Origin of the sequence: Alitibacter langaaensis DSM 22999, assembly GCF_003096995.1 — a bacterium.
GTDB classification, from domain to species: domain Bacteria; phylum Pseudomonadota; class Gammaproteobacteria; order Enterobacterales; family Pasteurellaceae; genus Exercitatus; species Exercitatus langaaensis.
The window spans coordinates 129945-154240 of sequence record NZ_QENU01000003.1 but is presented as its reverse complement, the minus strand read 5'-3'; the positions used below and the strand labels follow the sequence as shown (position 1 = coordinate 154240).

Here is a 24296-nt window from a genome sequence, read left to right as displayed (position 1 = left end):
AAATTTAAGATTTTCTGACCGCACTTGAAAGGGAAATTAATTGATTTCTTCTAGCAATGAACCTTTTGCTGCTTTTAAATATTGCAACATAGACCAAACGGTGAGAATGGCTGCGATATAAAGAAGGATAAAACTGGTAATTTCCATCCAAGGTGCATAACGCCATAACAGCCCACCGAGCGCGAGCATTTGTGCCGTGGTTTTTACTTTGCCAATCCATGATACGGCAACGGCAGTGCGGCTGCCAACTTCTGCCATCCATTCGCGCAACGCTGAAATAATAATTTCACGCGCAATCATAACGATAGCTGGAATAGTAATCCAAAATGTATGGTAATACTCAACAATGAGCACAAGAGCAGCTGCCACAATCACTTTATCGGCAACGGGATCTAAAAATGCGCCAAAACGTGTGGTTTGTTTCCATTTGCGAGCCAGATAACCATCAAACCAATCGGTGATTGATGCCACGAAAAATACAGCCGTGGTGGCAAAAGGCGCCCAAGTTACAGGCAAATAAAAGGCGATGATGAAAAATGGAATTAACACCACGCGAAATAAGGTTAGAAAAGTTGGAAAATTTAGTTTCATAGACGAAACGCCATATTGACTAGAAGTGTTCTTATTTTAAACGATATTTAATGACTTGAGAATGACGTTTTATTAACTTTATTAGAAAGCATAAAAAAAGCACGCCAAAACGTGCTTTTAATGAATTTATAGGATTATTCTACTTTCACAATCCAGCCTTCTGGCGCGGGTTTATCCCCAAATTGAATGCCAGTTAATTCATCATAAAGTTTGCGAGTGATAGGACCAACTTCTGTTTCTGAATAGAAAACGTGGAATTTTCCTTTATGTTGGATACCACCCACTGGGGTAATCACAGCTGCTGTGCCACAAGCGCCCGCTTCAGTGAATTGATCCAATTGATCAATATAAACATCGCCTTCAATGGCTTCCATACCAAAGCGTTCTTTCGCGATATAGAGCAATGAATATTTGGTAATGCTCGGCAAAATAGAATCAGAAATTGGGGTGATAAATTTGTTATCTTTGGTGATACCAAAGAAATTCGCTGCGCCCACTTCTTCGATCTTAGTGTGGGTTTTCGGATCTAAATAGATGGCATCAGCAAATTTGCGTGTTGCTGTGCCTTGTTCCGCCGCAAGTTCATGAGGAAGTAAACTTGCCGCATAGTTACCACCCACTTTCACGCCACCAGTTCCCATTGGCGCTGCACGGTCATAATCTGTGGTAATGAAATTAGAAGGGGCTAAACCACCTTTGAAATAAGCCCCAACTGGGCAGCAAAATACTGAGAAAATAAATTCAGGGGCAGTTTTCACACCAATATTTTCGCCCACACCGATTAAAAATGGACGTAAATATAAGGTTGCGCCAGAGCCATAAGGGCCAACCCAATCTTGGTTTGCTTTCACGACTTCTTTACAGGCGCGTACAAATAATTCAGTCGGCACTTGTGGCATTAAAAGGCGATCTGCCGTTTTTTGCATACGTTCAGCATTGGCTTGTGGGCGGAATAAGTTAATTGAGCCATCTTTGCAACGATACGCTTTTAAACCTTCAAAGCATTGTTGCCCATAGTGAAGTGCGGTCGAACCTTCGTGAATATGAAGAGTTGAATCTGTGGTTAATTTGCCTTCATCCCATTTGCCGTCTTTCCAATGGGCGATAAAACGGAAATCTGTTTTGATATAATTAAATCCGAGATTGTTCCAATCAAGATCTTTCATGGTGTGATTCCTTACAACTTTATTTGATTTTTTATAAAATATTTGACAAATATACGCCATTCTTTTTAGGTTGAAAACAATTATTTGCGTTTTTTGTGGGGGATTATGTTAGAATTCGGGCATAAAAAAACACCGCACATAAAGCGCGGTGTCTAAACCTAAATCAGGTCAAAATATACAGGAAGTTAAATCGTTATCTATTAAGGAAAATAAATAACGCTGTTTGGTTTCCCAAACAATATGCAAACACAACATAATACTTAACTAAAAGATTAAACACTTCATTGCTAAGGCATGATCAATCATTAAATAAGTACGAGAACATTATAGGAATAGTGCTAAACGCTAGCAAACGAGAAATATTAATGTGATAGATTAGAAAAACTAATCTGATAGATAGCGTTGGCATTATACAACAAAAAATATTCATTGGAAAGAAATATGTTTAAACGTTTGCCCCCCTTGAATTCACTCAAAGCATTCGAGCGTGCAGCGCAGAATTTAAGCTTTACTAAAGCGGCAGAAGAGCTTTATGTGACCCAGGCTGCGATTAGCCACCAAGTTAAATTATTAGAAGATTTTTTAGGTGTTGAACTTTTTGTACGCAAAAATCGAGCATTAGAGCTCACCGAACAAGGCGAGCGATATTACGCCGAGATTTCGCCCTTGCTGTACCAAATTTCAGAGGCAACACAAAAATTAATGCGCCAAAATCGACCGCACTTAACCGTATGCGTGCCACAAACTTTTGCCAATTATTGGCTTGTTCCACATTTAAGCTCATTCAATGCACAATATCCAAATATCGATGTGCGCATTAAAGCTGCGGATCATGATGAAGATTTATTGACGGGCGACACCGACATCGCGGTTTATTATGGCGAGGGAAAATGGAAAAATGTGAATGTCGAAGCCTTGTCGAATCAGCGCCTTGTAATGTTAGCATCACCTAAATTATTACAAGCAAGTCCGATTTTGCACAAAAATGATTTGCTCACTCACAATTTAATTCATATTTATACGCGCGAAAACTGGAAAGCAATGGCAGAGCATTTATCCCTAACGGAGTTAAATATTCAGCAAGGCGTTGTTTTTAGCCATACTTTTATGGGCTTGCAAGCCGCTATTCATGGACAGGGCATCGTGATTGCAAACCGTGTTTTGGCGCAGCAAGAAATTGAAAATGGCAATTTGCAAATTGTGTTGCCGACCACATTAAACGACCCTAAAGCATTTTTTGTGGTAAACGATATCAAAAATAATAATGACCCAACTATTTGCGCATTCCGTGAATGGATTTTAGCAACAATGGAAGAAAATGAATAAATTAGCGTTATATTGCCGTATTGGTTTTGAAAAAGAAGTGGCCGCAGAAATTACAGATAAAGCGGCTGAACAAGGTGTTTTCGGTTTTGCTCGTGTGCAAGAAAATTCGGGTTATGTGATTTTTGAATGTTATCAAGCAGGCGAAGCCGATCGTCTAGCCCGCGAAATTCCGTTTAATCAATTGATCTTTGCTCGCCAAATGATCGTGGTTTTTGAGTTATTAACTGATTTATCCGCAGAAGATCGCATCAGCCCAATTATTGCAAAATTTCAAGAAATTCAACCGCACTTTAACCTTAAACAAAGCACTGAAATTTGGGTTGAAACCGCCGATACCAACGAAGCTAAAGCTCTTTCTACATTTTGCCGAAAATTTACCGTGCCCTTGCGTCAAGCTTTGAGAGAACAAGGCTGGCTACGCTTTAAAGAAGTGAAAAAAAGTGGCATCACTTTACATTGCTTTTTCCTACAATCGAGTGCCTGTTATGTTGGCTATTCCTATAATGCGAACCATTCCGCCCATTATATGGGCATTCCTCGCTTGAAATTTCCAGCTGATGCGCCAAGCCGTTCAACCTTAAAATTAGATGATGCAATTCTAACCTTTATTCCCAAAGAGGAAGAAAGCAAGCGTTTTACAGCGGAAATGATAGGCGTTGATCTTGGCGCTTGCCCCGGTGGCTGGACATATCAACTAGTGCGCCGCGGTTTATTTGTGTATGCCGTTGACCACGGCAAAATGGCAGCGAGTTTGCATGATACTGGGCGTATTGAACATTGCCCCGAAGATGGGTTTAAGTTCCAACCGCCAAAGCGCAAGCGTATTGATTGGCTCGTGTGCGATATGGTAGAACAGCCAAGCCGTATTATTCATTTGATAACTAAATGGCTCGTCAATGGCTGGTGCAAAGAAACGATTTTTAACTTAAAGTTACCAATGAAAAAACGCTATAACGAAGTGCAAACCTGCTTGCAAACCCTTGCCGATGCGTTAGCCCATCATCAGCTAAAATTCCGTATTCAAGCGAAACATCTTTATCACGACCGAGAAGAAATTACGGTGCATGTGCAGTTGAAAGATGCTAATAAGGGATAGTATAACTTTGATGTTACTTTTTACTGCAACCTGATACAGCTTAAAACAGCGAAGAAATTTGCTGTTTTAGCTTGAATGACATTTATATTACTCTCAATATTCTTCTAATACTGTTCTCAACTGTAGAAAGTCAATGCGGATTTTCTACAGATTTATATCGTATTTCCCATAATTTTTGGCTATTTGCACCTAATTCCTACCCTATTTTTAGCCAATTTTTCCCTTATCAAATGAAGAACGCTAATAATATTGCTCTAATTTTGTGATCTACTTCTCACTTTCATTATTTTTCACTTTATTTTTGTTTTGTGGGATATTAGCATTATGGCAACGAAACGTAACAATACAGTCCGCAATTATCCCTTAGGTTGGTTACACTATTTTCGTTTTCTTACGTATTCACAACATAATTAGAGGAAAATACTTATGAATAAAACTGTTAAATACCAATTAACTGCAATTGGTTTGCTTATGTCTTGTATTTTTTCTGCGCAAGCAGCCAAAGTTGATTCAAACATTTCATGGGAAAATGTTCATTATGGTACTGCTGGCGATTATGCGGGGCCGCGTATTGATACTACAATTTCTCCAGACAATTCAAATTGGTATTTTTCATTAGGTTGGCGTCAAAATAGAACCAAGGGGCAAGAAACAGAAGTTTATCAATCAGGCACAAGTGGGGCGACTGAAACAGTAACAGCTAATGTCAAAGACTATCAACGACTTGATTTCAAAATCGCTTATCGCTATCGCTTAGATAAAGGATGGGTGCAACCAGCAATTGGATATCGTCAAGATCTTAGTTTATTCCCAAATGGAAAAACGGGGCGTAGCGAATACTACTTATTTGAAATTATGCATAACTACCCTATTACAGAGCGTCTATCTAGTACTGGATGGATAAAACTGCAATTTAATCCAAATGAGAGTATTACTTATACTTCAAAAAGAAGTACCAGTGATTTCTATCCTGGCACAACAAACCCAAGACCAGCAAACTATAGAATTGTGGATAGAGATGAAAGTGTAACCTGGGAAGTTGAGCAAGGGTTCAGATATGCGTTTTCACCTAAATTTAATGTTACTGCAGCATTGAATGATACGGGTAACAGGCAAGAGCAAGACGATTTAATTAATTCTTCGGTAACCAAAAGAGATCTCCAATTTAGATTGTATCTCACTTACAACACAGATTTCGGTTTACAGTTTTCCCCTTATTTGCGTAAAACTATTTTCGGTGATGCGAAAGAATGGAAATTATCCAACAACGATACAGCAACCCCTGTTTACTTAGATAAAGATACAACGCGTTATGCGATGCGCATGAGTTATCCATTAAATAAAAATGTCTCTCTTACTGGAGAATATTATATAGAAAGGGTTAAAAAAACATCTCACCTGAGTAGCGATGAAACAAAACAAAAATACTTAAAATTAGGATTACGTGTCACATTCTAGTTGTTGGATAAATATATTGAATAATATAAGGAAGACTGAGTATGAAAAAAGCTAAACTTTTACCACTTTATATTGCCGTTACTGCTGGATTATATGGAGTATTGATAGAAACTTCCTATGCTGCATATACATGTAAAACTAATGGTTATAAAACATTACCAGAACTGATGAATAATACTCCTGTTGTATTGTGTACTAATATTGATAATGATGATCGAGGGTATATATTATCTGATACTGATAGGGTTTTATCAGGAGCTCAACCTATTGCAGAAAGCATTAATGCTTCTGGGGATGCATTAACTATTGGTAGTGCTTTATATACCGGTTTATTTGTTGGATGGACAACATATAATTCAGAAGGGAAAGCGTCACCTGCAGTAAATATTATTAGTACAGACGGAGATGCTATTAAATATATTGGTGATAATACGGCTAATAGAAATATATTTATATCTACTGCTCCTGGCAGTACTGTTTCGGGTAAAACAGCCGCAATCAACATTACTAATCCACAAAATAATACTAATCTTACAATGAGATTAGCAGGGAACATTAGTGGAGATATTCTTACTTTGGGACCTAGCGATAACATTAGCATTGAATTCGGACGTATTAGAAATCCTGGTGCTCCATATAATCCATCCGATAATTATACGACTGAATTAACAACAAAAAAAATTACTGGAGTAGGAAAAATTGATAACTATGGTGACCTTATTATCAATGGTAATACAGATTGGGATACTGCAGTTGTTACAAATAATGGGAATATAAAATTTCAAAATGTAACACTTTCACAACCTTTGCTAAAAGCGAAACAGATTAATATACCTAGTGGTCTTGATGTTATATCTGCTGATACTCCAGTTATTAATCAAACATATAATTTATTTGAAGCAACATCAGGAACAATTGTATTACCAACTAATATTAATGTATTAGATTCTTCAGCTTCAGATCCAAATACAACAGAATGGGTTGCGATCGCGACCGAGATGGAACAAACAGGAGTAAATACTGGGGATTATAAAGCTACAAAACAAACTAAAGATATAAATTCTTCAGCATTTGAAAGAGTTACATCAGGCTTGCTTGGTAGTAGTATGGTATCCCAATTCATAAAAGGTTCATCAGATGTAAAAGAATTTGTATTAGACAATTATGGCTCAACAATAGAAGAGGCTCAGCGTTTAACTAGAGATATTTTACCCGATCTCAGTGGCGGAGATATTGAGGCTGCATTTAACTATGTAGAAAAAATGCGTTCGCATATTGGTAACCGTACTTTACGTTATAGTCACCAATTGCCAGAGGAAGAACGTGAACATGGTTGGAATGTATGGGCAACAACAGACTATAGTACAGGTAAAAATAAAGATGTTTATGGTTATAAACTTAATCGTTATGGTCTTCAAGTTGGTTTCGATCAACAAATTAATGACCAAGCCTTACTTGGCTTTTCTTTAGGGCTAAATCGTAATCATGCGAAAAATGAGGTTTCTAGCAGCAAAAAAACAACACAGTTTATCTTTATGCCTTACTATGAATGGCGTAATGATCTCTACTTTGCTGAAGTAAATTCAAACTTTGGTATTTTGCGTACTCAAAGTCGCCGTGATATTGGTAATACCACAGCATCAGGTTCATACAGTAGCTTCCAATTTGGTTATCAAGTTCTTGGTGGAATCGAAACTCAGCTTTATCGTGATCTCTATATTAAACCATATGCAAGCTTGAAATATCAGTGGATGACTAACCAAGGATGGCATGAAACTGGTTCTCCTTTGGCATTAGCTTATGAATCACAAAAATATTCAGCTCGTCATGTTGGTGGTGGTATCTCATTATGGAAAGCCTTTGAAACTTCAAAAGGATCATTTGTGCCGAGTTTAAACGTTGAATACTATCGCTTTATTGGTTCACATGACAAACTTCGCCAAAAAGTTTCCTTGGCTTCGTCAGTTAGTGAAACAGGTAACGTAAAAGGCGATTACTTTATGTATGGTAATGCGCTGTTCGGTGATCAATTATCAGTGAAATTAAATGCGAGCTTAGATCTTTCTCCAACATTTAATATTACAGGTTCAGCTGGTTATAACCGTTATGGTGAATATAAAGAATCCGCATTTGGCTTAACTTTAAGTAACAGATTCTAATAGGAGTGGCTATGTCATTTAAATTAAAACTCATTGCTGCAGCAATTTCTGCTGCAGCGCTGATGCCTCAAGTAGCATTTTCTGCAGAGCCTAAAAAAGATGTTAATAATATTATGCAAGCTAAGATTGAGCCATTCACTAGCAGTGATGCGTTGCAAAATATTAAATCTTATGCGGGCAGTAAAGTTTCACTTTCTGATTTACGTTCGATCTCTGGAAAAACGTCTTTAGAGTGGGATTGGACGGCGGGTAGCAGTATTGTATTTAATAAGCAATATTATATTCCGACAGATAAAGAGGCCTCTGAAACTTGGGGAAGACGGGCTACCGCACTACTTTCTTTTTTCATCTACAATGAAACACCTATTGATGATTATCTTGTTGTTGATGTAGGGCAAGGGGTGACTGGATATAACAATGGTGATGCAGGATTTAAGGTAAAACTTAACTTTAAAGGTTGGCGTGCTATTGGTGTTTCATTAAGCAATGATATTGAACCGCGTGAGAAAGTCGGTATTGGTATTTCAGATGAAGATGGTGCAGTTCCGAGTATTCGAGGAACGATAGGTAGCAATATTGATAGTATCCGCTTTATGGCACCAAGATCGGTGAAACAAGGACGTTTCTTTATCGATCATATTATGCTTTCGGTTGATGATGCGCGTTATCAATGGGCAGATGACCATGTACAAACTCGTATTGTTGAACCAGAGATTAAATACCATATTGCGAAGAAATTGCCTAAAGCCTCTCCGCAGCAATTACAACAAGATGTCAAATTAATTAAACAACGCTTTACCGATGCATTATTAGGTATCTCGGAAGATAAAATGAAAGAAGTCGGAGATATTTCTGTATTGGAAAAAGAATTTAATGCATTAAATATTAAAAAAAGTGCTGATGGTGTCATTACTGGTCGTCATATTTTGACGGGTAAACAGAAAGACAGATACCAAGTGAAATTTTTATCAGCTAAGGATAAAGCATTATTTGATCAATATGTGGATCTCTCCCCTTATGCCGAATTAATGTATAACATTAGTAAAGCTTATGTGAGATCAACAAATCCTGCGGTGCGTCAGAAACTCGCCAATATGTATTTATTAATGACAGAACATCTGATGGATCAAGGATTTGAAAAAGGGAGTGGTTTAATTACCACCCACCACTGGGGATATAGTTCTCGTTGGTGGTATTTGTCTGCTTTCCTAATGGAAGATGTTTTAGATAAAGCAGGATTGAAAAAGCCAATTTATGATGCATTGTTGTGGTATTCTCGTGAATTTAGAGAAAGCTTTAATATGCTCGTTAAGGCGGATAGTTCTAACTTAGACTATTTTAATACACTCTCACGTCAACACTTGGCATTATTATTGTTGGAAAACGATCCGCAACAATTAGTCAAACTTGTTAATTCATACGCTCAATATATTAGTGGGGCGATTGCGCAGACACCACCAGGCGATAACGATGGTTTCCGCCCTGATGGCACAACATGGCGACATAACGGACATTATCCAGGTTATGGTTTCCCTGCTTTACCGAATGCGACTCAGTTAGCTTTATTATTTAAAGGAACTGCCTTTGAGTTTGATAAAAAAGCATTTGAATCGTTGAAGAGGGTACTATTTGCAGCTTGGGTATATACAAATCCTAATACAGGTATAGGGTTGTCTGGTCGTCATCCATTTAAAACATCATCTATTGAATCGATTAAAAATTCATATAAATGGTTGGCACTTGCGGCACCGAATGGTGTTGATGAAGAACTTGCTGCGATTTATCTCACATTAGCGAATAAATCAGCGAAAGAAAGTGCGGTCATTTTTGGCAAAGAAATTGTCCCTGCAAAATTACCACAGGGTTTCTGGAGCTATAATGGTGGTGCATTTGGTATCCATCGTTTTGGCGATAAAATGGTAACACTAAAAGCATTTAATAGTAATGTCTGGTCTTCAGAGATTTATTATGCACATAACCGCTACGGTCGTTATCAAAGTAATGGTTCAGCACAAATTCTTTCCCATAAAGCCCCTGACCAACAAGGTTTTAACGAGGAAGGTTGGGATTGGAATAGATTACCTGGTGTAACATCTATCCACTTACCATTGCCTAAACTTGATAGCCCGATGACTCATACATTGATGCTCAGAGGAACAACGCCATACAGCGGAACATCAGCTCTCAGCCAACAATACGGTATGATGATGTTTGACTTAGGTAAACCTAATCGTTCAGGATTAAACAATTTTGACGATAGTTTTAGAGCGAAAAAATCTGCCTTAACTGGGGATGACCACTTGATTTTTGTGGGTACAAATATCAATTCAAGTGATAGCAATAAAAATGTTGAAACAGCACTTTTCCAACTATCAGATAAATCATCCAGTGATGCGATCTTCAATGGAAGTAAGATCACAAAAGGCAATAAACAACAGTTCAAAACAGGCGATTGGATTATTGATGGTGACGGTAATGGTTACCTGATTACTAATGTAGAATCTGGTTACATTACTAAACAAAATCAAGAATCGGCAATGGGCGAAACAAGGAAGAAAACCAATGGTGTATTCAGCAGTGCGTGGATAGATCATAGTGTACAACCTAGCAATGCATATTATGAATATATGGTTTTTCTTGATGCCACACCAGCTAAAATGCAATCCCTTGCGGCAGATGTAAAAGCAGGAAAAATGCCATACGCATTTAAGCAAGAGGGAACTACGCACATTATTAAAGACCATTTAACCAATGTTTCTGGTTACGCTTTTTATCAAAGCGGTTCAATAACTGATGATATTGTTATTTCATCAGACAAACCATCCATTGTTATGGTGAAAAATAATGGTAACGAAATTAACATTAGCGGTGTAACACCTAATTTAAACATCGATGATGGCAAAAAACCGAAACCGATTAATGTTACCGTTAATATTAAAGGCAACTGGAAAGTAACAAAACCGAATGAGAATGTGAAAGTCTCTTCCTCTGGAAATACGACACGTTTGACTTTCTCAAGCTATTTCGGTATTCCACAAGAAGTCCAATTAACGAAATAAACTAAAATGTTCCTAGCAAGTGCTAGGAACATTTTTTTATAAAGGGATTTCTTATCTGTTTTATTTTAATCAACATTAGAATAATGTATGACTCTATTAATAATAGATAAGAGATTGATGATATAAGAAAATATATCAAAGTGCGGTCATTTTTTTGAAAGTTTTTTAATTAAATAACTGCGCTGTTGTCTTGACTAAAGATAACTATATGTTGAAAAGATTATGGTATCAAATCCTACACTCGACCAATAAATGTCAATCGTAAGGGAATTAAAGTGTAACAGTAGGGCTGTTTGCAATTTTGATCTTAGCAAGGCTTTGTTGAAAACGAACATTGTGGTTGAGTTCCCATAAATCTATACGATTTTGTAGATTCAACCAAAACTCTGGAGTTGTACTAAATGCTCTTGAGAGTTTAACTGCCATTTCAAGTGTAAGAGGTGAACTATTATTCATAAGACTACTTGCTGTATTGAGATGAACATCAAGAATAGTTGCTAAATCGCCAATTTTGAGATTTAACGGCTCAAGAAATTCAGTTTGTAAAATTTTTTCCTACTAGAAAATCAATAAATACAAAAGATCTTTGAAAGACAATGAAACAAAAAGCCCTGCTATATCACAGGGCTTTTGGCTACTTTTGAAATGAATTGAATAGCAATGAAATGCAGGGTTTTTATTCCACTCAATCGTTGAATGGGGATGTAAGTTATTGATTTTAAAGAGTGCAGAGTGTTGACAGTTTTACTGTTACCGTCATTTTTACCGTCATCAGACAAAAGTACATTAAGTTCTTTCTGCCATCCATGTATCAATATCTGATTTACGCCAAGCTACACGCCCCATAGAAGCCCTAACGCTTTTCGGGAATGCACCCTTTTCATCATACGCCAAATAGTTGTTTGGCTCAAGCTGGTTATTTCTACTACTTTTGCTTTACTTAATAATACAGGTTGTTCCATATTTCCTCCAATAAAAAAGCCTAACTTTTTAGGTTAGGCGTATAGTAAATAGGTTGATAAAAAACCGCTTGGGTTACAAGCGGTCTAGTCTATTAAAAATATTGTAAATTAGCGTTGTGCTATCACGTAAGTCTAACTTCTTCTTATGGTACAATTACTGTAAAGACATAAGCAGCAAGATTTACTAATAGAACTATACCATATAGTATATTCGTTCTCCCATGATTAAGAGAAAGCATTGCAACAAAAGCAGATAAGCAAAGTAATACCATAGATTTCCAATCTAAACCTAGTACCATATTGATATCATAAAGTAAGCAAACAATAGCTACACTAGGAATAGTTAATCCAATACTTGCTAATGCAGAGCCAAGAGCAAGATTAATACTCGTTTGTAAACGGTTACGATGGGCTGCTGTTAATGCTGCTAAACCTTCTGGTAATAATACAACAGCAGCAATGATTACTCCGACTAATGCTAATGGCGCTCCTATTCCAACAACCATACTTTCAATCACTGGCGATAAAGCCTTTGCGAGAAGAACCACAATTCCTAAGCAGATCAACAAGAAACATAAACTCACTAAAGCTACCTTAGTTGAAGGCGGGGCTGCGTGGTGTGATGGGTTATCGTCATCCGCTAAGAAATAATCACGATGGCGAACCGTCTGTACCATAATGAAAGAACTATAAAGCACTAAAGATGCAACCGCTACAAAAATAAGCTGAGACGAATTATAAGTCGGCCCTACAGTTGAAGTCGTGAAGTTCGGTAATACTAATGTTAATACTAAAATAGAAACCAGTGTCACTAAAGCAGTGCTTGCCGACTTTTTACTGAAAAATTGCTCATGGTGTTTCAGTCCTCCAATCATCAAACAGCCCCCTAAAATACCATTTAAAATCAGCATTATTGCTGCAAATACTGTATCTCGGGCTAAATAAGCAGCATTATCTCCGCCAGTAATTATCAATGACACAATTAAAGCAACTTCAATAACAGTGATCGCTAAAGCTAAAATAATGGTACCAAATGGTTCTCCAACTTTATGTGCAACCACTTCCGCATGATGAACTGCTGATAATACACTAGCAATTAATAATACTCCTCCGCTAATCTGCAACCATATATTGCCATTGATTCCTATAAAATAGATAGCCCATGCACATAGAGGTAAAACCAGAGACCATAATGGCGAATGAGCATTTTGAGCTGACATAAATAAAACTCCTTATTTTTAACAATATTGTTTACCGATTAAGATTCCTTTTATCATAACAAAAATAAGAGCAAAATTTTGTATATGTAAAAGTAAAAACTTTCCTTAACCTAGGAACAGAAACCTAAAGGACTAATTTTTTACAAATTAGAAGTTACTTATCCTTTTAACATCCAATGTTTGAGGAAAGATTTGTTCAATGAATGGGTCGATTTTATGATTGAACTCGTTAGCTAAGTCGTAGCCTTTCCCTGCTAAGTCATTTTTTCCGACATATCGAGGAATACCAATGCACTCAAATAATTGTCGTTGGTAGATTTCAACTTCTTTGCCAAAGGCTTTTGCTCTGATGAGATATTTAGCAATCCAGTAGGCTTGGTCGTAAGGAATAACTACATCGGGTTTTGGTTCGGGCAAGGCAAGTTGTTGCGGTTGTTGTAATGCTTTTCTTTCGCACTCAATGAAGTATTTGCGAACCATCCGCCCTTTTTCGTTACGCTCAACCATTGCGAGCTCTTTTCCCATATCAAGTGTGATGTGGTATTCCTTGCGTGGTCGTCCATTGGTGCGTTCAGTTACGATGATGTAATCTTCGTCTTGAACGAAACCGTAATCTGAAATGCGATCTGAAATCCAATGCCCGAATTGACTTTTTACTTCGAGAAATTCGTGAAGTGAACGTGCGTTGGCAAGTTGAACAGTTTGATTTGCGATTGTGCCATTGAAAACTGTGATAAGGGTTGAATTTTTCATTGTGTTTTTCTCGTAAGTTAAGTTTTTGAAACTCACCACGAACAAACGCCAATTTGTTGGTGGTGAACTGATCAAGGTTGGCGTACCGTACTTACGAGAAAACGGCGATCTTTCGATCCCTTAACCAGCCCACCATTGGACTTTTGGTCTTTTTTAGCCAAAAGGTAGATTTGCTGATTTCGGCTACAAAAAAAGCCGCTTTGAGCGACTATCATTTTCCACCGCTCGTAAGTAATTCAGGACGCCAATCCCGACTTTCGTTTGAAAGTGGGATTATCTTACTGAAAGAGCGGTTAGAATGTCAATTATTTTGTGCCACTTTATCAATTGCCGTTTCAATCGGTGTGACATTGATTTCTTTTTCAAATACTTTTGTTGGCTTGTCGCCAAGATTATCAAGGGCAATTTGTAGTAGTTGTTTTTGCATTTCAGGATCTTGTTCTTGGATTTGTTTTTTATAACCTTCAAATGCCATTGCTGATGAATATTTGTAAGCATAATCTTCACGCAAGCGGAATAGATAAGCACGTTCACGAGCTTTTATCCAAGCGACAATTAATAGCGGTAATCCTATGGAAGCTTTTGCTAAGAATTGCGACCAAATTAGGGTACTTTCAGGATTAAAACTGCTTACAAACCCCCAGTAGGATATACCGACAACGCCAAGCAAAGCGACAATAAGAAAGCCGTCAGTCCATCGCATTTTTCCATTTATATCATCAGCTTGTTTCTTGAATGCCCCAGCCATACTGGCACGGTTAGCATCATCAATAATTTCTTGGATGTCTTCTTTTTGTTTTTTGAATAGGGTGATCATTTCTTCGATTTCCTTTTTATAATTTTCTATTTTAGGCTTGTCTATTTCGGATTGTTTCGATAAGAGTTCAATGGAGCGAGACTGTTCTTTGCCTACTTTATGCCACTCAATGATTTCATCAGTGAGTTCATCGGTTGTTTTATGCCATTGCTTAATCTCAGCAGAATGTTGTTGTGAATTTGCATAGCGTTGATTTGCCGCTTTTAGATTTTCTAATTCAGTTTCAAATTCTTGTTTAAGTTCGAGCAATTCCGCTTTTGTTGTTCTCATTGGGTTTCCTTGAAATTCAGATACAAAAAAAGCCGTTAAAAAACGGCTTAAAAGTGCGGTTATATTAATCCGAAGTCTGGCGGTTTGTCAATATATCTACGGCAACATTGCGCTGATTGTCGCCGTTGCCACTTGCTTAATGACGTCAAAACTCAAATCAAGGCTTTTGCTTTGAACGGTGTTTTTGACTTTATTCCATACGCTGTCATTGCGGATTTTGTCTAAGAACTCGTGTCCTTGCCAAGTGAGCGAGAGCGCAGCAAAATTTTCTTCTTCCATTGTGGAAATATCAAGTGCTTCAATAATTCCGGCATTTTTAAGTAATTTATAGTGATAAGCGACAGTTTGCTAGTCGTAACCTTGAATATCTGTACTCATTAACCAACTTGTACTATCTGCCTTTTCTTCAAGTTTGAGCAAAATTTTGCGGATTAAGTCCCAGTTGCGTTTCATTTTGTGGTCCTTTTTGGTGGTTGTGACGGATTAAACTTAATCCGAAGGAAAGCGCTTTGTCAATTACATATTATTTTTATACTTTTTAAGAACTAACTTTAGTTTATTTTAGTCTAACCAAAGCATATCCAAAAAATAGTATAGGAGAATAATATGCAACTTCTTAAAAAATTTAATGTAGCTGTTGTTTGTGGTCTTGTTGGTTTAACAATCGGCTCAATGGCTTATGCATCTGATACAAAAACAACCAAAAAAGAATTACCTATATCCCATGCTGTGTATAGTTGCGGTGGAACTGATAAACTTGAGGTTGTCTATTTTGATGATAAGACAACTCATACACAGTATGCTGTAATTACTCAAATGAATGAATTAATTCCAATGGTTGAAATGGCAACAGCTTCAGGTATTGGTTATAAAGCAATTAACCCAGACTACTCATACAAACTACAAACAAAAGGTAAAGATGCAACTTTATATGAAAAAGACTATAAAGTTGTCTTAGATTGTAAATTAGACGATTAGTCAAGCTAAACGATTAAATTTAAGCCCTCAATAGAGGGCTTAAAATTGCCAATTTAAGTTTTTTGTGCTTTTTTCACAAAAAAGATGAAATAAAGCTTGTGTTAATGTGATAACCGTGTTCTAATGCTTTCCAGCTAGACAGCAGTTTAATAAAAGTTAGTTATTATAGTTCCTCCTTTTTACAAGTTCTAAATTTGTTCCTTGAAGTTTCTCTTAGTATCCACCTCAATTAAGTTCTCGTTATTAGCATTAACGCTTGATTCAAGCACACAAATTTAAAATTAAAAAAAGGAAGACAACATGTCTAAATTAAATGGCTTAGTAAAATGGTTTAACTCTGATAAAGGTTTTGGTTTCATCACTCCATCAAATGGTGGAAAAGACCTTTTCGTTCATTTCTCTGGCATTATGGGAAATAACTATCGCAGTTTAAATGAAGGCGACAAAGTTGAGTACAATGTACAAGACTCACAACGTGGTCCTTCAGCAGTAGATGTAGCGGTTATTTAGTTATAACGCTTATGTTTACTGAACCCCCTTTATAGGGGGTTTTTTGTTGCCTAATTATACGTAATTCAGAACGGAATATTATCATCAAAGTTATCTACTGGAGGCTGTTGCGGTGAGTTAGGCGGTGTTGCCTGTTGTCCGTAGAATTGATGTTGGGCTTGGTATCCTTGTTGTTGGTTTTGTTGTTTATCTCGTTCGTCCTTATCTTTCGTATGCTCAACAAGCCATTGAATACGTTCTGCCGGTTTGTTTTCGATGTATTCTGATAAGGTTTTTTGGGTTTTTATGAAGTATGGGCAGAGAATAGTAAATCCGTAAGTGTCTGAGCCGTTTTGTTTAGTGCGTAAGACTTTTTGCAACATCAAGCCCACATACTTACCGCTTAATTCAGGGGCATAGGCTCTGCCATCTTTGAATTGTTGTGTTAATACTTGAACACCGGTACAGCCCATAATTGCCTGTATCATATTTTGACCGCCTTGCAGTGGTTGTCCGTCTTTGCCTTGATAATAGACAGAGAGATAATTGCCTTTTAACCCATCTTGCGTTTCTACGCTAAATTCAAGGGATAACGCACCGCCTTGAGATTGGACGTATTCCGCACTGATGATTTTGCAGTTATAAGCCCCTGTTTCGCTGATAAATGCTGAATTACCTGCTTTAACGGCTTGCTCTTGGTTGTAAGTGAAAATAGGTTGGGTCATCTTATTGCTCCTGTGTTGTATGAATACCGTAGTAGTCGCAGATTTTGTCATCTACGAGTTTTACATCGTTGTCGATAAACTGTGTTTCAAATAATCCCATTGGGCTTTTTACGGTGTCAGAACCGTTATTTTGAGTGGAAAACTGATATTGCCCGTCATTAACGTGCGTGCGTAGGCAAATTGTCACCATACCTTCAAGGGTAATTTTTTCATCTAACATTTTGCCGATGGTTTTAATTTTGGTTTTGCCAAAAGGATCGGTTTCTGTGTGAGCCAAAATATAAACACGTTTATTCATTGGCAGATTTAGTGCTTGGTTGAATACTGCCCACGCTCTTTCTCCAATATCGGTAAATTTGTCATAACCTTTTTCTTTAGCTCTTCGCATAAATTCATTTGCCATAATGTACTGGTAGTCATCAATAACGATGATTTCTCTGTCAGTTTTGGTGATGGCTCGGCAAATGGTTTCAGCGTTATCACAAATAAAGATTGAACCTGTAGGGTTATCTTTAGTGATAAGTCGCCATTCTTTCGCTCTGAAAGGTAATGGTTTTCCGATGGACTGAATAAGAAGTGTTTTTGTCGGATCAAGATTGCGTAAACTGGTAGATTTACCTGTGCCGCTTTCACCTAGTATTAATGTTGCAATACTCATTTACTCCCTCCTATTTAATGCTTAATACTTGGCTGTCCACCAATCTCGCACCCACTACGCTATCCCCACGCTTTAATGCTTCTTTAATCGCGGTTTTATTTGGTGTGATTTTGATGTTTACAAAATCTTCGTTAATGTTGTTATCCATAAATAACTTTTCATCAATTTCTACCGCACTTTGTGCACGTTCGCTGTAGCTGATTTTAAAAAGCGGACATTCGATTTTATAAATGCCTGTTTTTTGCATATTGAATTTCAAGTAGTCTTTGATTTCATCAATGCGGTTTTGGCGTGCCTTTTTCATTGCGGTTAAGCGTTTAATTTCTGTGTCAATTGCGCCTATATCGTGTTCAGCGATATTGATTGCCTTAACCACATTCACCGCTTTGTTGTTAAAATCATCTTCGATGTTATCCAGTGCAGCTGTAATATCTTGATTATCAGCAAATTCAGGGTCGCTCAATAATTCCGCGATGTTTTGGTATTGGGTTGCAATTTCATAGAGTTTCATTTTCTTATTCCTTAAAAGGGCATTTCTGCGTAAAAACGATTTAACGCATCTTGTACGGCTACAGGGTTAATCGCACCACTGAAAAGCCAGTTTTCAAATTCATTTAAATTTTGACCGCGCTTTTCAACATAAGCCATGTCAATTTTCTTTCTATCAATGATGATGAGTTCGCCATCTTCTAATTCTTCATAAATCATCTTTACCCCCTGCCATAACAGTTTGATTTCCAGTAATCACAATCATCATCGTAGGGCTCGAAATTATCATCAGGCTCTACGAAATCTTCATCATTAATTCGCTCTTCTTCGTCTTCAGGCGGTGCTAAAAACACATTGTCGTAGTAGCTCATTATCATTCCTTATACGGTTTTATCCGATTGCCATTAATTCTGTTAATTCGATCAATCTTGCGATTAATCAGCATAATTGCGTTTTTACGTGATAACTGCGGATAAGTTGCGTGTATTAGTTTTTCGTTGATAAGCAGTGTTGCAACAAATCCTTGTTGAGTTTCATCAATACCCACGCGTACAGATTTAATATCTTCATTAATCAACATAAAGTAATCCTTTCATTTCAGCGTGTTTTGTGTATTCCTGCGCATAAACAATTTCGTCATCCGTCATATCACGCGGTGCGCAATATTCGCCAGTCCATACTCCGCCTTTGATTTCGCAGGTTTCTTGTGGAGTAGTGGCAAAGGCTTTACTGGCGAGTACAGTGGCTAAAATAATCACTAATGAGAAAATAGCCAAAATGAAAATTTCCTTGATGATTTGTTTCATTTTTTGCTTCCTTATTTATATTTCTCGCCACAAAATGGACAGTAATCATTGATAACTTTTGTTTTGCGTTTTATTTCACGCACTTTTCCATTTTTTGAGGTTCGTTTCTCAATATATTGAATTTTTACTACCGTTCTTTCTCCAATGAGCTTCCAATTTCTAGTTGGAAATACGGTATCAAGAGATATACCTCCAACCAATTCAACCCCATGGCTACTTAAGTATTCGGAAAGTTTTGTTTTATATTCATCAATACATTCACACATTTTTTGTTTCCTTTTTAATCAATTTACTGAATTTAGGGTGTAGAAAACCGCCACACGATTTTCTAGGGAAAAGTGCGGTCGGTTTTGATTAGGTTTTAGAAATCGTATTTACGCGTTGGTGGCGTTGGATGTTTTACGATTTTTGCCAAGCCTTGTAATTGATAACTGCGTAGCGTTTTGAGTGCTTTGCAGAAATGCGCTTCGTTTCTAGGGTCAGGGTTAAAATCTTTTGTCATTGGCTCTAAAACGCTTTTCATTGTGCCGAGTATCGTTTTATATTCGGTGTAATGCGTGTAAGCGGTTGAACCGAAATGTGAGCCGATATTGCTTAATGGTTGGTGTAGTTGTCCTAATAGCTCTAGGTTGTTGTAGAGCGCAAACCACATGCTTACAAGGCGTAAGCAAGTATCTTCGGTAAACTCGAATGTGTATTTTTTCTCGGGTTCAGGCAGAGCGAGTTGTTGCGGTACGCTATATTGTCCTGTTTTTCGGATTTGCGGTAACACTTCTTCAAATACCCAGTTTTGAAACTCGATAGCTTGAGATTTGTTAGATCTAAAAATGATCCGATATAAATTCGGTTCGTTGATGAAAACGACTTCTTGCATACCACCTTCGGTAAGGACTGCAATTTTATTGCACCCCTTTTCATTCAATCTAAATGCTTCAGAACTTCTGCGATTTACACCCAAAACAAGGCAAACATCTGTTAAGCAGAAGTAAGGTTCATCATTTAGGGATTGAATACGGACTGGTTGAGATTTGAAATTGAAAGTAGAGATTTGATTATTTGACATATTATGCCCCTGGTGTTTAGTTAAGTAATTCGATCACATAAGTAGGGTGATCAGGTCTCAACTTACCGACACCAGCCGGCGGAGCTTATTTCTCTTGTGAGTATTGTATTACGCTCTCTCAACCCGATCATAGATCGAATTACACCTAAATTTTAGGCATAAAAAAACCGCTATATTTTCGGATTGCGGAGAACCGCTGGTGTTTTGTAAGTGCGGTTATATTAATCCGAAGTAGGGCGGTTTGTCAATATTAAATTAGAGGCTCGGTATTGTTTATCATATAATCATATAAACATAATAATCTGCGATAGCTTGTCGAACTCTTATCTGGGTGTTTCTCAAGATAAATCTTACATTCTTCAAGAGAAATATTTCTTCTGTATACCTCAATAAAAATAGCACCTTCTTTTGCAGAAGAACTTATGTTAGTATTATTTATTATTCCTTCAATAGAATTATCATTTGTTATATGCTTATCTTGTAACCGATAGATCGTTTTTCTCAATTTATTTAACTGATAAATTTTATAATCCTCAATTCTATTTAAGTGTGGATATATTTTACTAAAGCCATAAATAGGGAAAAACATACTTGATGTAATTATTTGTTTATTTATTAGAGCAATTAATTGACAATTTTCTTCATCAAGAATAGTAAAATAATTACGCATCATTTCTGATGCATTTTGATATTCATATTTGATTTTTTCTTTATTTCCAATTAGAAGAATCTTTTCATCATTTTTCAATGAATCAATATCTTCGGTAATACTGACTTGAATATTGCTTCCACTGACTATATCAGCCACTATATTTTGTACCTTTCTTATATCCATTGCAGAAACTGGTAACATAAGCTCTGATATAGCTTTGTAAATTTGAGAATAATCATCTGTTTTTATTTTATTGATTCGGATCGTTGAATATCCTTCTAGATCTATATCGTGCTCGCAAACTTCTTGAGAATTGGAATCTTTTTCATATTCTATAAGTAAAAAATTATCTCGTATTTTTTGAGCTTGTTCCGAATTCGGTTGCACATATGTAAATATCGTTTTTAATAAGGACTTAATATTTTCATCGCTAATGCTATAACCTATAAAAATAATCGGATTATGAATAAATAAAGATAGTAACTGTGCTCTAATCAACTCATAGCGTTTATTAAAATTTTCATAATCTCTCTCTGTTATTATCATACTCTCTGGGGCAGTTACACAACCGTGAATTTTATAAAGAGAGCCATAAGGATTACTTAACAAAATGTCATTTCCAATTAGAGGATTAAATTCAAAGATACTTTCAATGAATGTATCATAATTAGTCGTGATAATTGAACCTATATTTTTTCTAGCTTTCTTTAAAAGAGTGATTTCTTCCTCAAGTTTCTTATCTTTTCGTTTACTTAACTGAGATAGTGTTTGAGAAAGAAAAATTTTAAACCTAGATACTTCTTTTCCTTGCTTTGCTAATTCGAAGAAAGTGTCATTTATTGATTTTAATTCAGGATGATTACGGTTTTTCTTTAGAAGTTCTGTAAAACGTTCTTCAAGGACAGTTGCGATTTTATCAAAGTTTTTATGCTGATGTTCTACTTTTAGCTCTAAATACTGTTCATCTGTATTATCAATTTTATTAGCTGTATGTGCCAAGAGACCGTCCCAACTAAAAGAATTTTCTAAGTAGCGTAAGCTAAACCCCGTTCCAATAAAAAACACAGGATGATTCTTATATGATTTAATAAAATCGTCAATTTTCATTTTTCTTGTTTCATTCAGCATATAATACCCCTAAGTTTATCAATTGAATGGGGAAAAATCGATAGTGATTATTTATACATTAAAACCCACCTATTACAGTAGGCAAATGGCGTATATCCGTATGGTTTTTAACATCTTTCTGTGGAATGTATGAATTTCTCCTGTTTAGCATTCAGAACCAAACTTTACCCAAAAGGAAAAGACATTAGTAAGAAAAAAGAAATGGGGGAGTGTGGTTTTGAATAGGTTTGACCTAACGTTTAATTGTTAGGACTTTTGGTTATCTAGCATTACTAAATTTTTACAAAAGCAAGCCAGTGTGTTTTACTATGTTTTCCAGACTTGTGTCCGTAAATAGGGGTAATTCCTATCACATTAATTATTTCTGAAACAGGTATTTGAGTTTCATTCCACTTAAAAATAAGTGTTCCATTTTGTTTCAGTACTCGCATACACTCATTAAAACCATCTCTTAAATAACCCTGCCAATCGCTAGGTAGCTTTCCATACTTTTTAACAAGCCAACTATTTTCACCACCTTGTACTAAGTGAGGAGGGTCAAATACAACATGAAAAAAACTGTTATCTTCATACGGCATTTTTGTGAAATTATGAATAACGTCAGGTTTAATAGATAATTCTCTAACCTTATCTCTATCTTTCACTGTTGTTTCAAGTTCTCTGCAATCCGCAAATAAAACGTTCGGATTGTTCTTGTCAAAGTAGAACATCCGAGAACCACAACATGCATCTAAAATTGGTTTCATAATTTACCTCTTGTTTAGCTATTCAAAACGGCACTTGTCTAACATTCCACTCGCAACGCGTACTATTGAGCTTCTTTGTAAATACCGTTTGGAATAGTTGCCTTTCTTTATACTTGCAAGGCTCAAGTCCCTTATTATCTCTCACAACTTTAAGGAATATAATCAAGCCTCTCTCACAACAAAATAAGGATTTGATTATGAAAAATAATATTTTAGTTACTTACGACCTGAATAAAGTAACTAAATTTATTCAGGAACAGTGGTGGAAGTAGTTCCACAACTTCCAATTCCTGTATTTTTGCCATATCTATTAATACGTTCTAATGCTGTACAACATCTATCAGCGATTAAGTCAGGTTCTAGACACCCATTTTCAACTGCTTTCAATACAGCATATTTAATTTGTTCTTTATCTTCGCAAGTTAGGCTGTGTTCTTGGTTTTCTTCCATTTTTGACCTCGTTTATATTTATTGTCTGCCATTTCAAAACACACTCGCAAATGTGCTTTGAAATAATGCGTGTCTGCCCACGCTGTCGCCCGCCCCTACATTCTGCCTATTCGGTCGGGTGCTGCTCGTATCTTCATTCCATTTTGTTAATGAAAGAGTGGATTGCTTAGAACATTGAATACCAGTGTTGCCTTTTCGGCTCTCTACACCTTGCGAGTGCATTGCCTATGCCTTACTCCCTCTATTGAGTAAGTCGCCCAAGTTGACTTGTCAGGGTCTAACCAATCTTTCCCATTAGTTCGCAGTTTTCACCGCTTGAAATTCGAGATTGTTAATATTCGTTCGCACGAGCACCAGATTTTTAAAGAGCATTAAACGTTGTTTCGTTTTGATGGGTGTATAATATAAGAAAGATTATAAAATGTAAATAAGATATTTTATAATTTATTCATATTTACAATAAATAAACTTATAAAATGTTGATTTTTAAAGAAATTTATTTTAAGAAAAATTGTTTGATTGCTTGTTTTTTGAACAGGCTGTATTTAAATTTGCGAATTTGATCACGGATTGAAAACTCTTTTTAAGAGAAAATAGATAAAATTTCTATGGAGGTCATATGAAGAAATCGCTTTTTATTTTATGTTGTTTACCTACTTTTGTTTTTGCGACTGAAACAGGAGAGAGCTGTTCTAAGATTGAGGATAGTACAAAACGCTTGGAATGTTACGATAGTATCTTTGTAAAAAAAGATGCCGGTAAAGAGGAAGTTACCGCTGAAAAATCTAAGTGGGAATATGAGCAAGAGAAAGATGAACTGCGTAATGCCACAACTTATCTTGCTAGAGTGAGATCGACTAATACAATAGATTTTGGTTTTCCTTATGATTCATCCGGACTGAATTTAATGCTACGCAAAGACCCTAAATATGGAAATGATGTCATTTTCAGCATTCATGGACAATTTAATGGCTGTATGATTGATAGTTGTAAAATTACCGTGAAGTTTGATGATGGTAAATTGGAGAGTTATCGAATGGTTGGAGCGGATGGTGGCAGCAATGATACGCTTTTCATCGAAAATGCAAAAGCAATGAAAACTTTTGTAGATAAGCTGAAAAAGTCGAAAAAATTAATTGTAGAAGCGAGCTTTTACAATTATGGCAAAGGGCAATTTACTTTTGATACACAAGGTTTAGAGTGGAAACATTTCTAGTGAAAATAAGCCATACTGT

The 24296-nt window shown here is 36.5% G+C and carries 27 protein-coding genes and 1 pseudogene; 8 read left to right on the top strand and 20 right to left on the bottom strand.

Features of this window, described 5'->3' with window-relative positions; genetic code table 11:
- Positions 1–36: 36 nt before the first annotated feature.
- Together pgsA and C8D76_RS03710 are read right to left on the bottom strand one after the other, a co-directional pair.
- Positions 37–591 carry a CDP-diacylglycerol--glycerol-3-phosphate 3-phosphatidyltransferase gene (gene pgsA / locus C8D76_RS03715; RefSeq protein ID WP_116631459.1) on the bottom strand — a complete coding sequence of 185 codons (555 nt, stop codon included), beginning with the start codon at positions 589–591 and terminating at the stop codon, positions 37–39.
- 134 nt (positions 592–725) lie between these two features.
- Positions 726–1817 carry a branched-chain amino acid aminotransferase gene (locus C8D76_RS03710; RefSeq protein WP_116631458.1) on the bottom strand — a complete coding sequence of 364 codons (1092 nt, stop codon included), beginning with the start codon at positions 1815–1817 and terminating at the stop codon, positions 726–728.
- A gap of 381 nt (positions 1818–2198) precedes the next feature.
- Between C8D76_RS03710 and C8D76_RS03705 the strand changes: the two genes are divergently transcribed.
- The 5 genes from C8D76_RS03705 to C8D76_RS03685 all read left to right on the top strand — a co-directional run bounded on the left by C8D76_RS03705 (position 2199) and on the right by C8D76_RS03685 (position 10855).
- Positions 2199–3083 (top strand): transcriptional regulator GcvA, encoded by an 885-nt coding sequence (locus C8D76_RS03705; RefSeq protein ID WP_116631457.1) that lies wholly within the window; start codon positions 2199–2201, stop codon positions 3081–3083.
- A complete protein-coding gene (rlmM, locus tag C8D76_RS03700) occupies positions 3076–4179 on the top strand; it encodes a 23S rRNA (cytidine(2498)-2'-O)-methyltransferase RlmM (RefSeq protein WP_116631456.1) in 1104 nt (367 codons plus the stop codon). Before C8D76_RS03705 ends, rlmM begins: the two co-directional genes overlap by 8 nt.
- Positions 4180–4605: 426 nt before the next feature.
- Positions 4606–5637 (top strand): OmpG family monomeric porin, encoded by a 1032-nt coding sequence (locus tag C8D76_RS03695; protein ID WP_116631455.1) that lies wholly within the window; start codon positions 4606–4608, stop codon positions 5635–5637.
- A gap of 41 nt (positions 5638–5678) precedes the next feature.
- The gene (locus tag C8D76_RS03690) at positions 5679–7796 is read left to right on the top strand and encodes an autotransporter outer membrane beta-barrel domain-containing protein (protein WP_116631454.1); all 2118 of its coding nucleotides are present in this window, start codon (positions 5679–5681) and stop codon (positions 7794–7796) included.
- An 11-nt stretch (positions 7797–7807) separates the two neighbouring features.
- Positions 7808–10855, top strand: a complete 3048-nt coding sequence (locus C8D76_RS03685; protein WP_116631453.1) for a chondroitinase family polysaccharide lyase — start codon at positions 7808–7810, stop codon at positions 10853–10855.
- Positions 10856–11125: 270 nt separating this feature from the next.
- On the opposite strand, the gene C8D76_RS03680 is transcribed toward C8D76_RS03685, so the two are convergent.
- The 6 genes and pseudogenes from C8D76_RS03680 to C8D76_RS10005 all read right to left on the bottom strand — a co-directional run bounded on the left by C8D76_RS03680 (position 11126) and on the right by C8D76_RS10005 (position 15330).
- Positions 11126–11404: a HigA family addiction module antitoxin gene (locus C8D76_RS03680; RefSeq protein ID WP_116631452.1), complete on the bottom strand. Its 279-nt coding sequence runs from the start codon at positions 11402–11404 to the stop codon at positions 11126–11128.
- Between the two features lie 237 nt (positions 11405–11641).
- On the bottom strand, positions 11642–11701 hold the full coding sequence (locus tag C8D76_RS10015; protein ID WP_243405810.1) for a hypothetical protein: 60 nt from the start codon (positions 11699–11701) through the stop codon (positions 11642–11644).
- Positions 11702–11960: 259 nt separating this feature from the next.
- Positions 11961–13037 (bottom strand): calcium:cation antiporter, encoded by a 1077-nt coding sequence (locus C8D76_RS03670; RefSeq protein WP_116631451.1) that lies wholly within the window; start codon positions 13035–13037, stop codon positions 11961–11963.
- 147 nt (positions 13038–13184) lie between these two features.
- Positions 13185–13790, bottom strand: coding sequence for an antA/AntB antirepressor family protein (locus tag C8D76_RS10010; protein ID WP_243405801.1), 606 nt, complete (start codon positions 13788–13790; stop codon positions 13185–13187).
- 301 nt (positions 13791–14091) lie between these two features.
- Positions 14092–14877 carry a hypothetical protein gene (locus C8D76_RS03660; RefSeq protein WP_116631450.1) on the bottom strand — a complete coding sequence of 262 codons (786 nt, stop codon included), beginning with the start codon at positions 14875–14877 and terminating at the stop codon, positions 14092–14094.
- Positions 14878–14973: 96 nt separating this feature from the next.
- Positions 14974–15330, bottom strand: a pseudogene (locus tag C8D76_RS10005) (DUF2513 domain-containing protein).
- Between the two features lie 153 nt (positions 15331–15483).
- Here C8D76_RS10005 and C8D76_RS03650 point away from each other — a divergent pair.
- Both C8D76_RS03650 and cspE read left to right on the top strand, forming a co-directional pair.
- Positions 15484–15855 (top strand): MliC family protein, encoded by a 372-nt coding sequence (locus tag C8D76_RS03650; RefSeq protein WP_116631449.1) that lies wholly within the window; start codon positions 15484–15486, stop codon positions 15853–15855.
- 300 nt (positions 15856–16155) lie between these two features.
- Positions 16156–16365: a transcription antiterminator/RNA stability regulator CspE gene (gene cspE, locus C8D76_RS03645; RefSeq protein WP_116631448.1), complete on the top strand. Its 210-nt coding sequence runs from the start codon at positions 16156–16158 to the stop codon at positions 16363–16365.
- Positions 16366–16430: 65 nt separating this feature from the next.
- Here the strand turns inward: cspE and C8D76_RS03640 are convergent, their stop codons facing one another.
- The 12 genes from C8D76_RS03640 to C8D76_RS03590 form a co-directional block, all read right to left on the bottom strand.
- Positions 16431–17069: a hypothetical protein gene (locus C8D76_RS03640; protein WP_116631447.1), complete on the bottom strand. Its 639-nt coding sequence runs from the start codon at positions 17067–17069 to the stop codon at positions 16431–16433.
- Between the two features lies 1 nt (position 17070).
- Complete coding sequence (locus C8D76_RS03635; protein ID WP_116631446.1) at positions 17071–17727, bottom strand: DEAD/DEAH box helicase family protein; 657 nt, start codon at positions 17725–17727, stop codon at positions 17071–17073.
- Between the two features lie 10 nt (positions 17728–17737).
- The gene (locus tag C8D76_RS03630) at positions 17738–18238 is read right to left on the bottom strand and encodes a siphovirus Gp157 family protein (RefSeq protein ID WP_116631445.1); all 501 of its coding nucleotides are present in this window, start codon (positions 18236–18238) and stop codon (positions 17738–17740) included.
- A gap of 11 nt (positions 18239–18249) precedes the next feature.
- Positions 18250–18435: a hypothetical protein gene (locus tag C8D76_RS03625; RefSeq protein WP_116631444.1), complete on the bottom strand. Its 186-nt coding sequence runs from the start codon at positions 18433–18435 to the stop codon at positions 18250–18252.
- A gap of 2 nt (positions 18436–18437) precedes the next feature.
- Positions 18438–18587 carry a hypothetical protein gene (locus C8D76_RS09905; RefSeq protein WP_165814340.1) on the bottom strand — a complete coding sequence of 50 codons (150 nt, stop codon included), beginning with the start codon at positions 18585–18587 and terminating at the stop codon, positions 18438–18440.
- Positions 18588–18589: 2 nt separating this feature from the next.
- A complete protein-coding gene (locus C8D76_RS03620; RefSeq protein ID WP_116631443.1) occupies positions 18590–18796 on the bottom strand; it encodes a hypothetical protein in 207 nt (68 codons plus the stop codon).
- Entirely contained in the window at positions 18786–19022 is a 237-nt protein-coding gene (locus C8D76_RS03615; protein WP_116631442.1) for a hypothetical protein, read from the bottom strand. The genes C8D76_RS03620 and C8D76_RS03615 overlap by 11 nt, the downstream gene beginning before the upstream one ends.
- Before the next feature lie 11 nt (positions 19023–19033).
- On the bottom strand, positions 19034–19288 hold the full coding sequence (locus C8D76_RS03610) for a hypothetical protein (protein ID WP_116631441.1): 255 nt from the start codon (positions 19286–19288) through the stop codon (positions 19034–19036).
- A 95-nt stretch (positions 19289–19383) separates the two neighbouring features.
- Positions 19384–20085 carry a P22AR C-terminal domain-containing protein gene (locus tag C8D76_RS03605; protein WP_116631440.1) on the bottom strand — a complete coding sequence of 234 codons (702 nt, stop codon included), beginning with the start codon at positions 20083–20085 and terminating at the stop codon, positions 19384–19386.
- A 250-nt stretch (positions 20086–20335) separates the two neighbouring features.
- Entirely contained in the window at positions 20336–21865 is a 1530-nt protein-coding gene (locus C8D76_RS03600) for an SIR2 family protein (RefSeq protein WP_243405799.1), read from the bottom strand.
- A 272-nt stretch (positions 21866–22137) separates the two neighbouring features.
- A complete protein-coding gene (locus C8D76_RS03595) occupies positions 22138–22611 on the bottom strand; it encodes a class I SAM-dependent methyltransferase (RefSeq protein WP_116631439.1) in 474 nt (157 codons plus the stop codon).
- Between the two features lie 246 nt (positions 22612–22857).
- Positions 22858–23061: a PTS sugar transporter subunit IIA gene (locus tag C8D76_RS03590; RefSeq protein ID WP_116631438.1), complete on the bottom strand. Its 204-nt coding sequence runs from the start codon at positions 23059–23061 to the stop codon at positions 22858–22860.
- 619 nt (positions 23062–23680) lie between these two features.
- Between C8D76_RS03590 and C8D76_RS03580 the strand changes: the two genes are divergently transcribed.
- Positions 23681–24277 (top strand): hypothetical protein, encoded by a 597-nt coding sequence (locus tag C8D76_RS03580; RefSeq protein ID WP_116631436.1) that lies wholly within the window; start codon positions 23681–23683, stop codon positions 24275–24277.
- Positions 24278–24296: the final 19 nt, after the last annotated feature.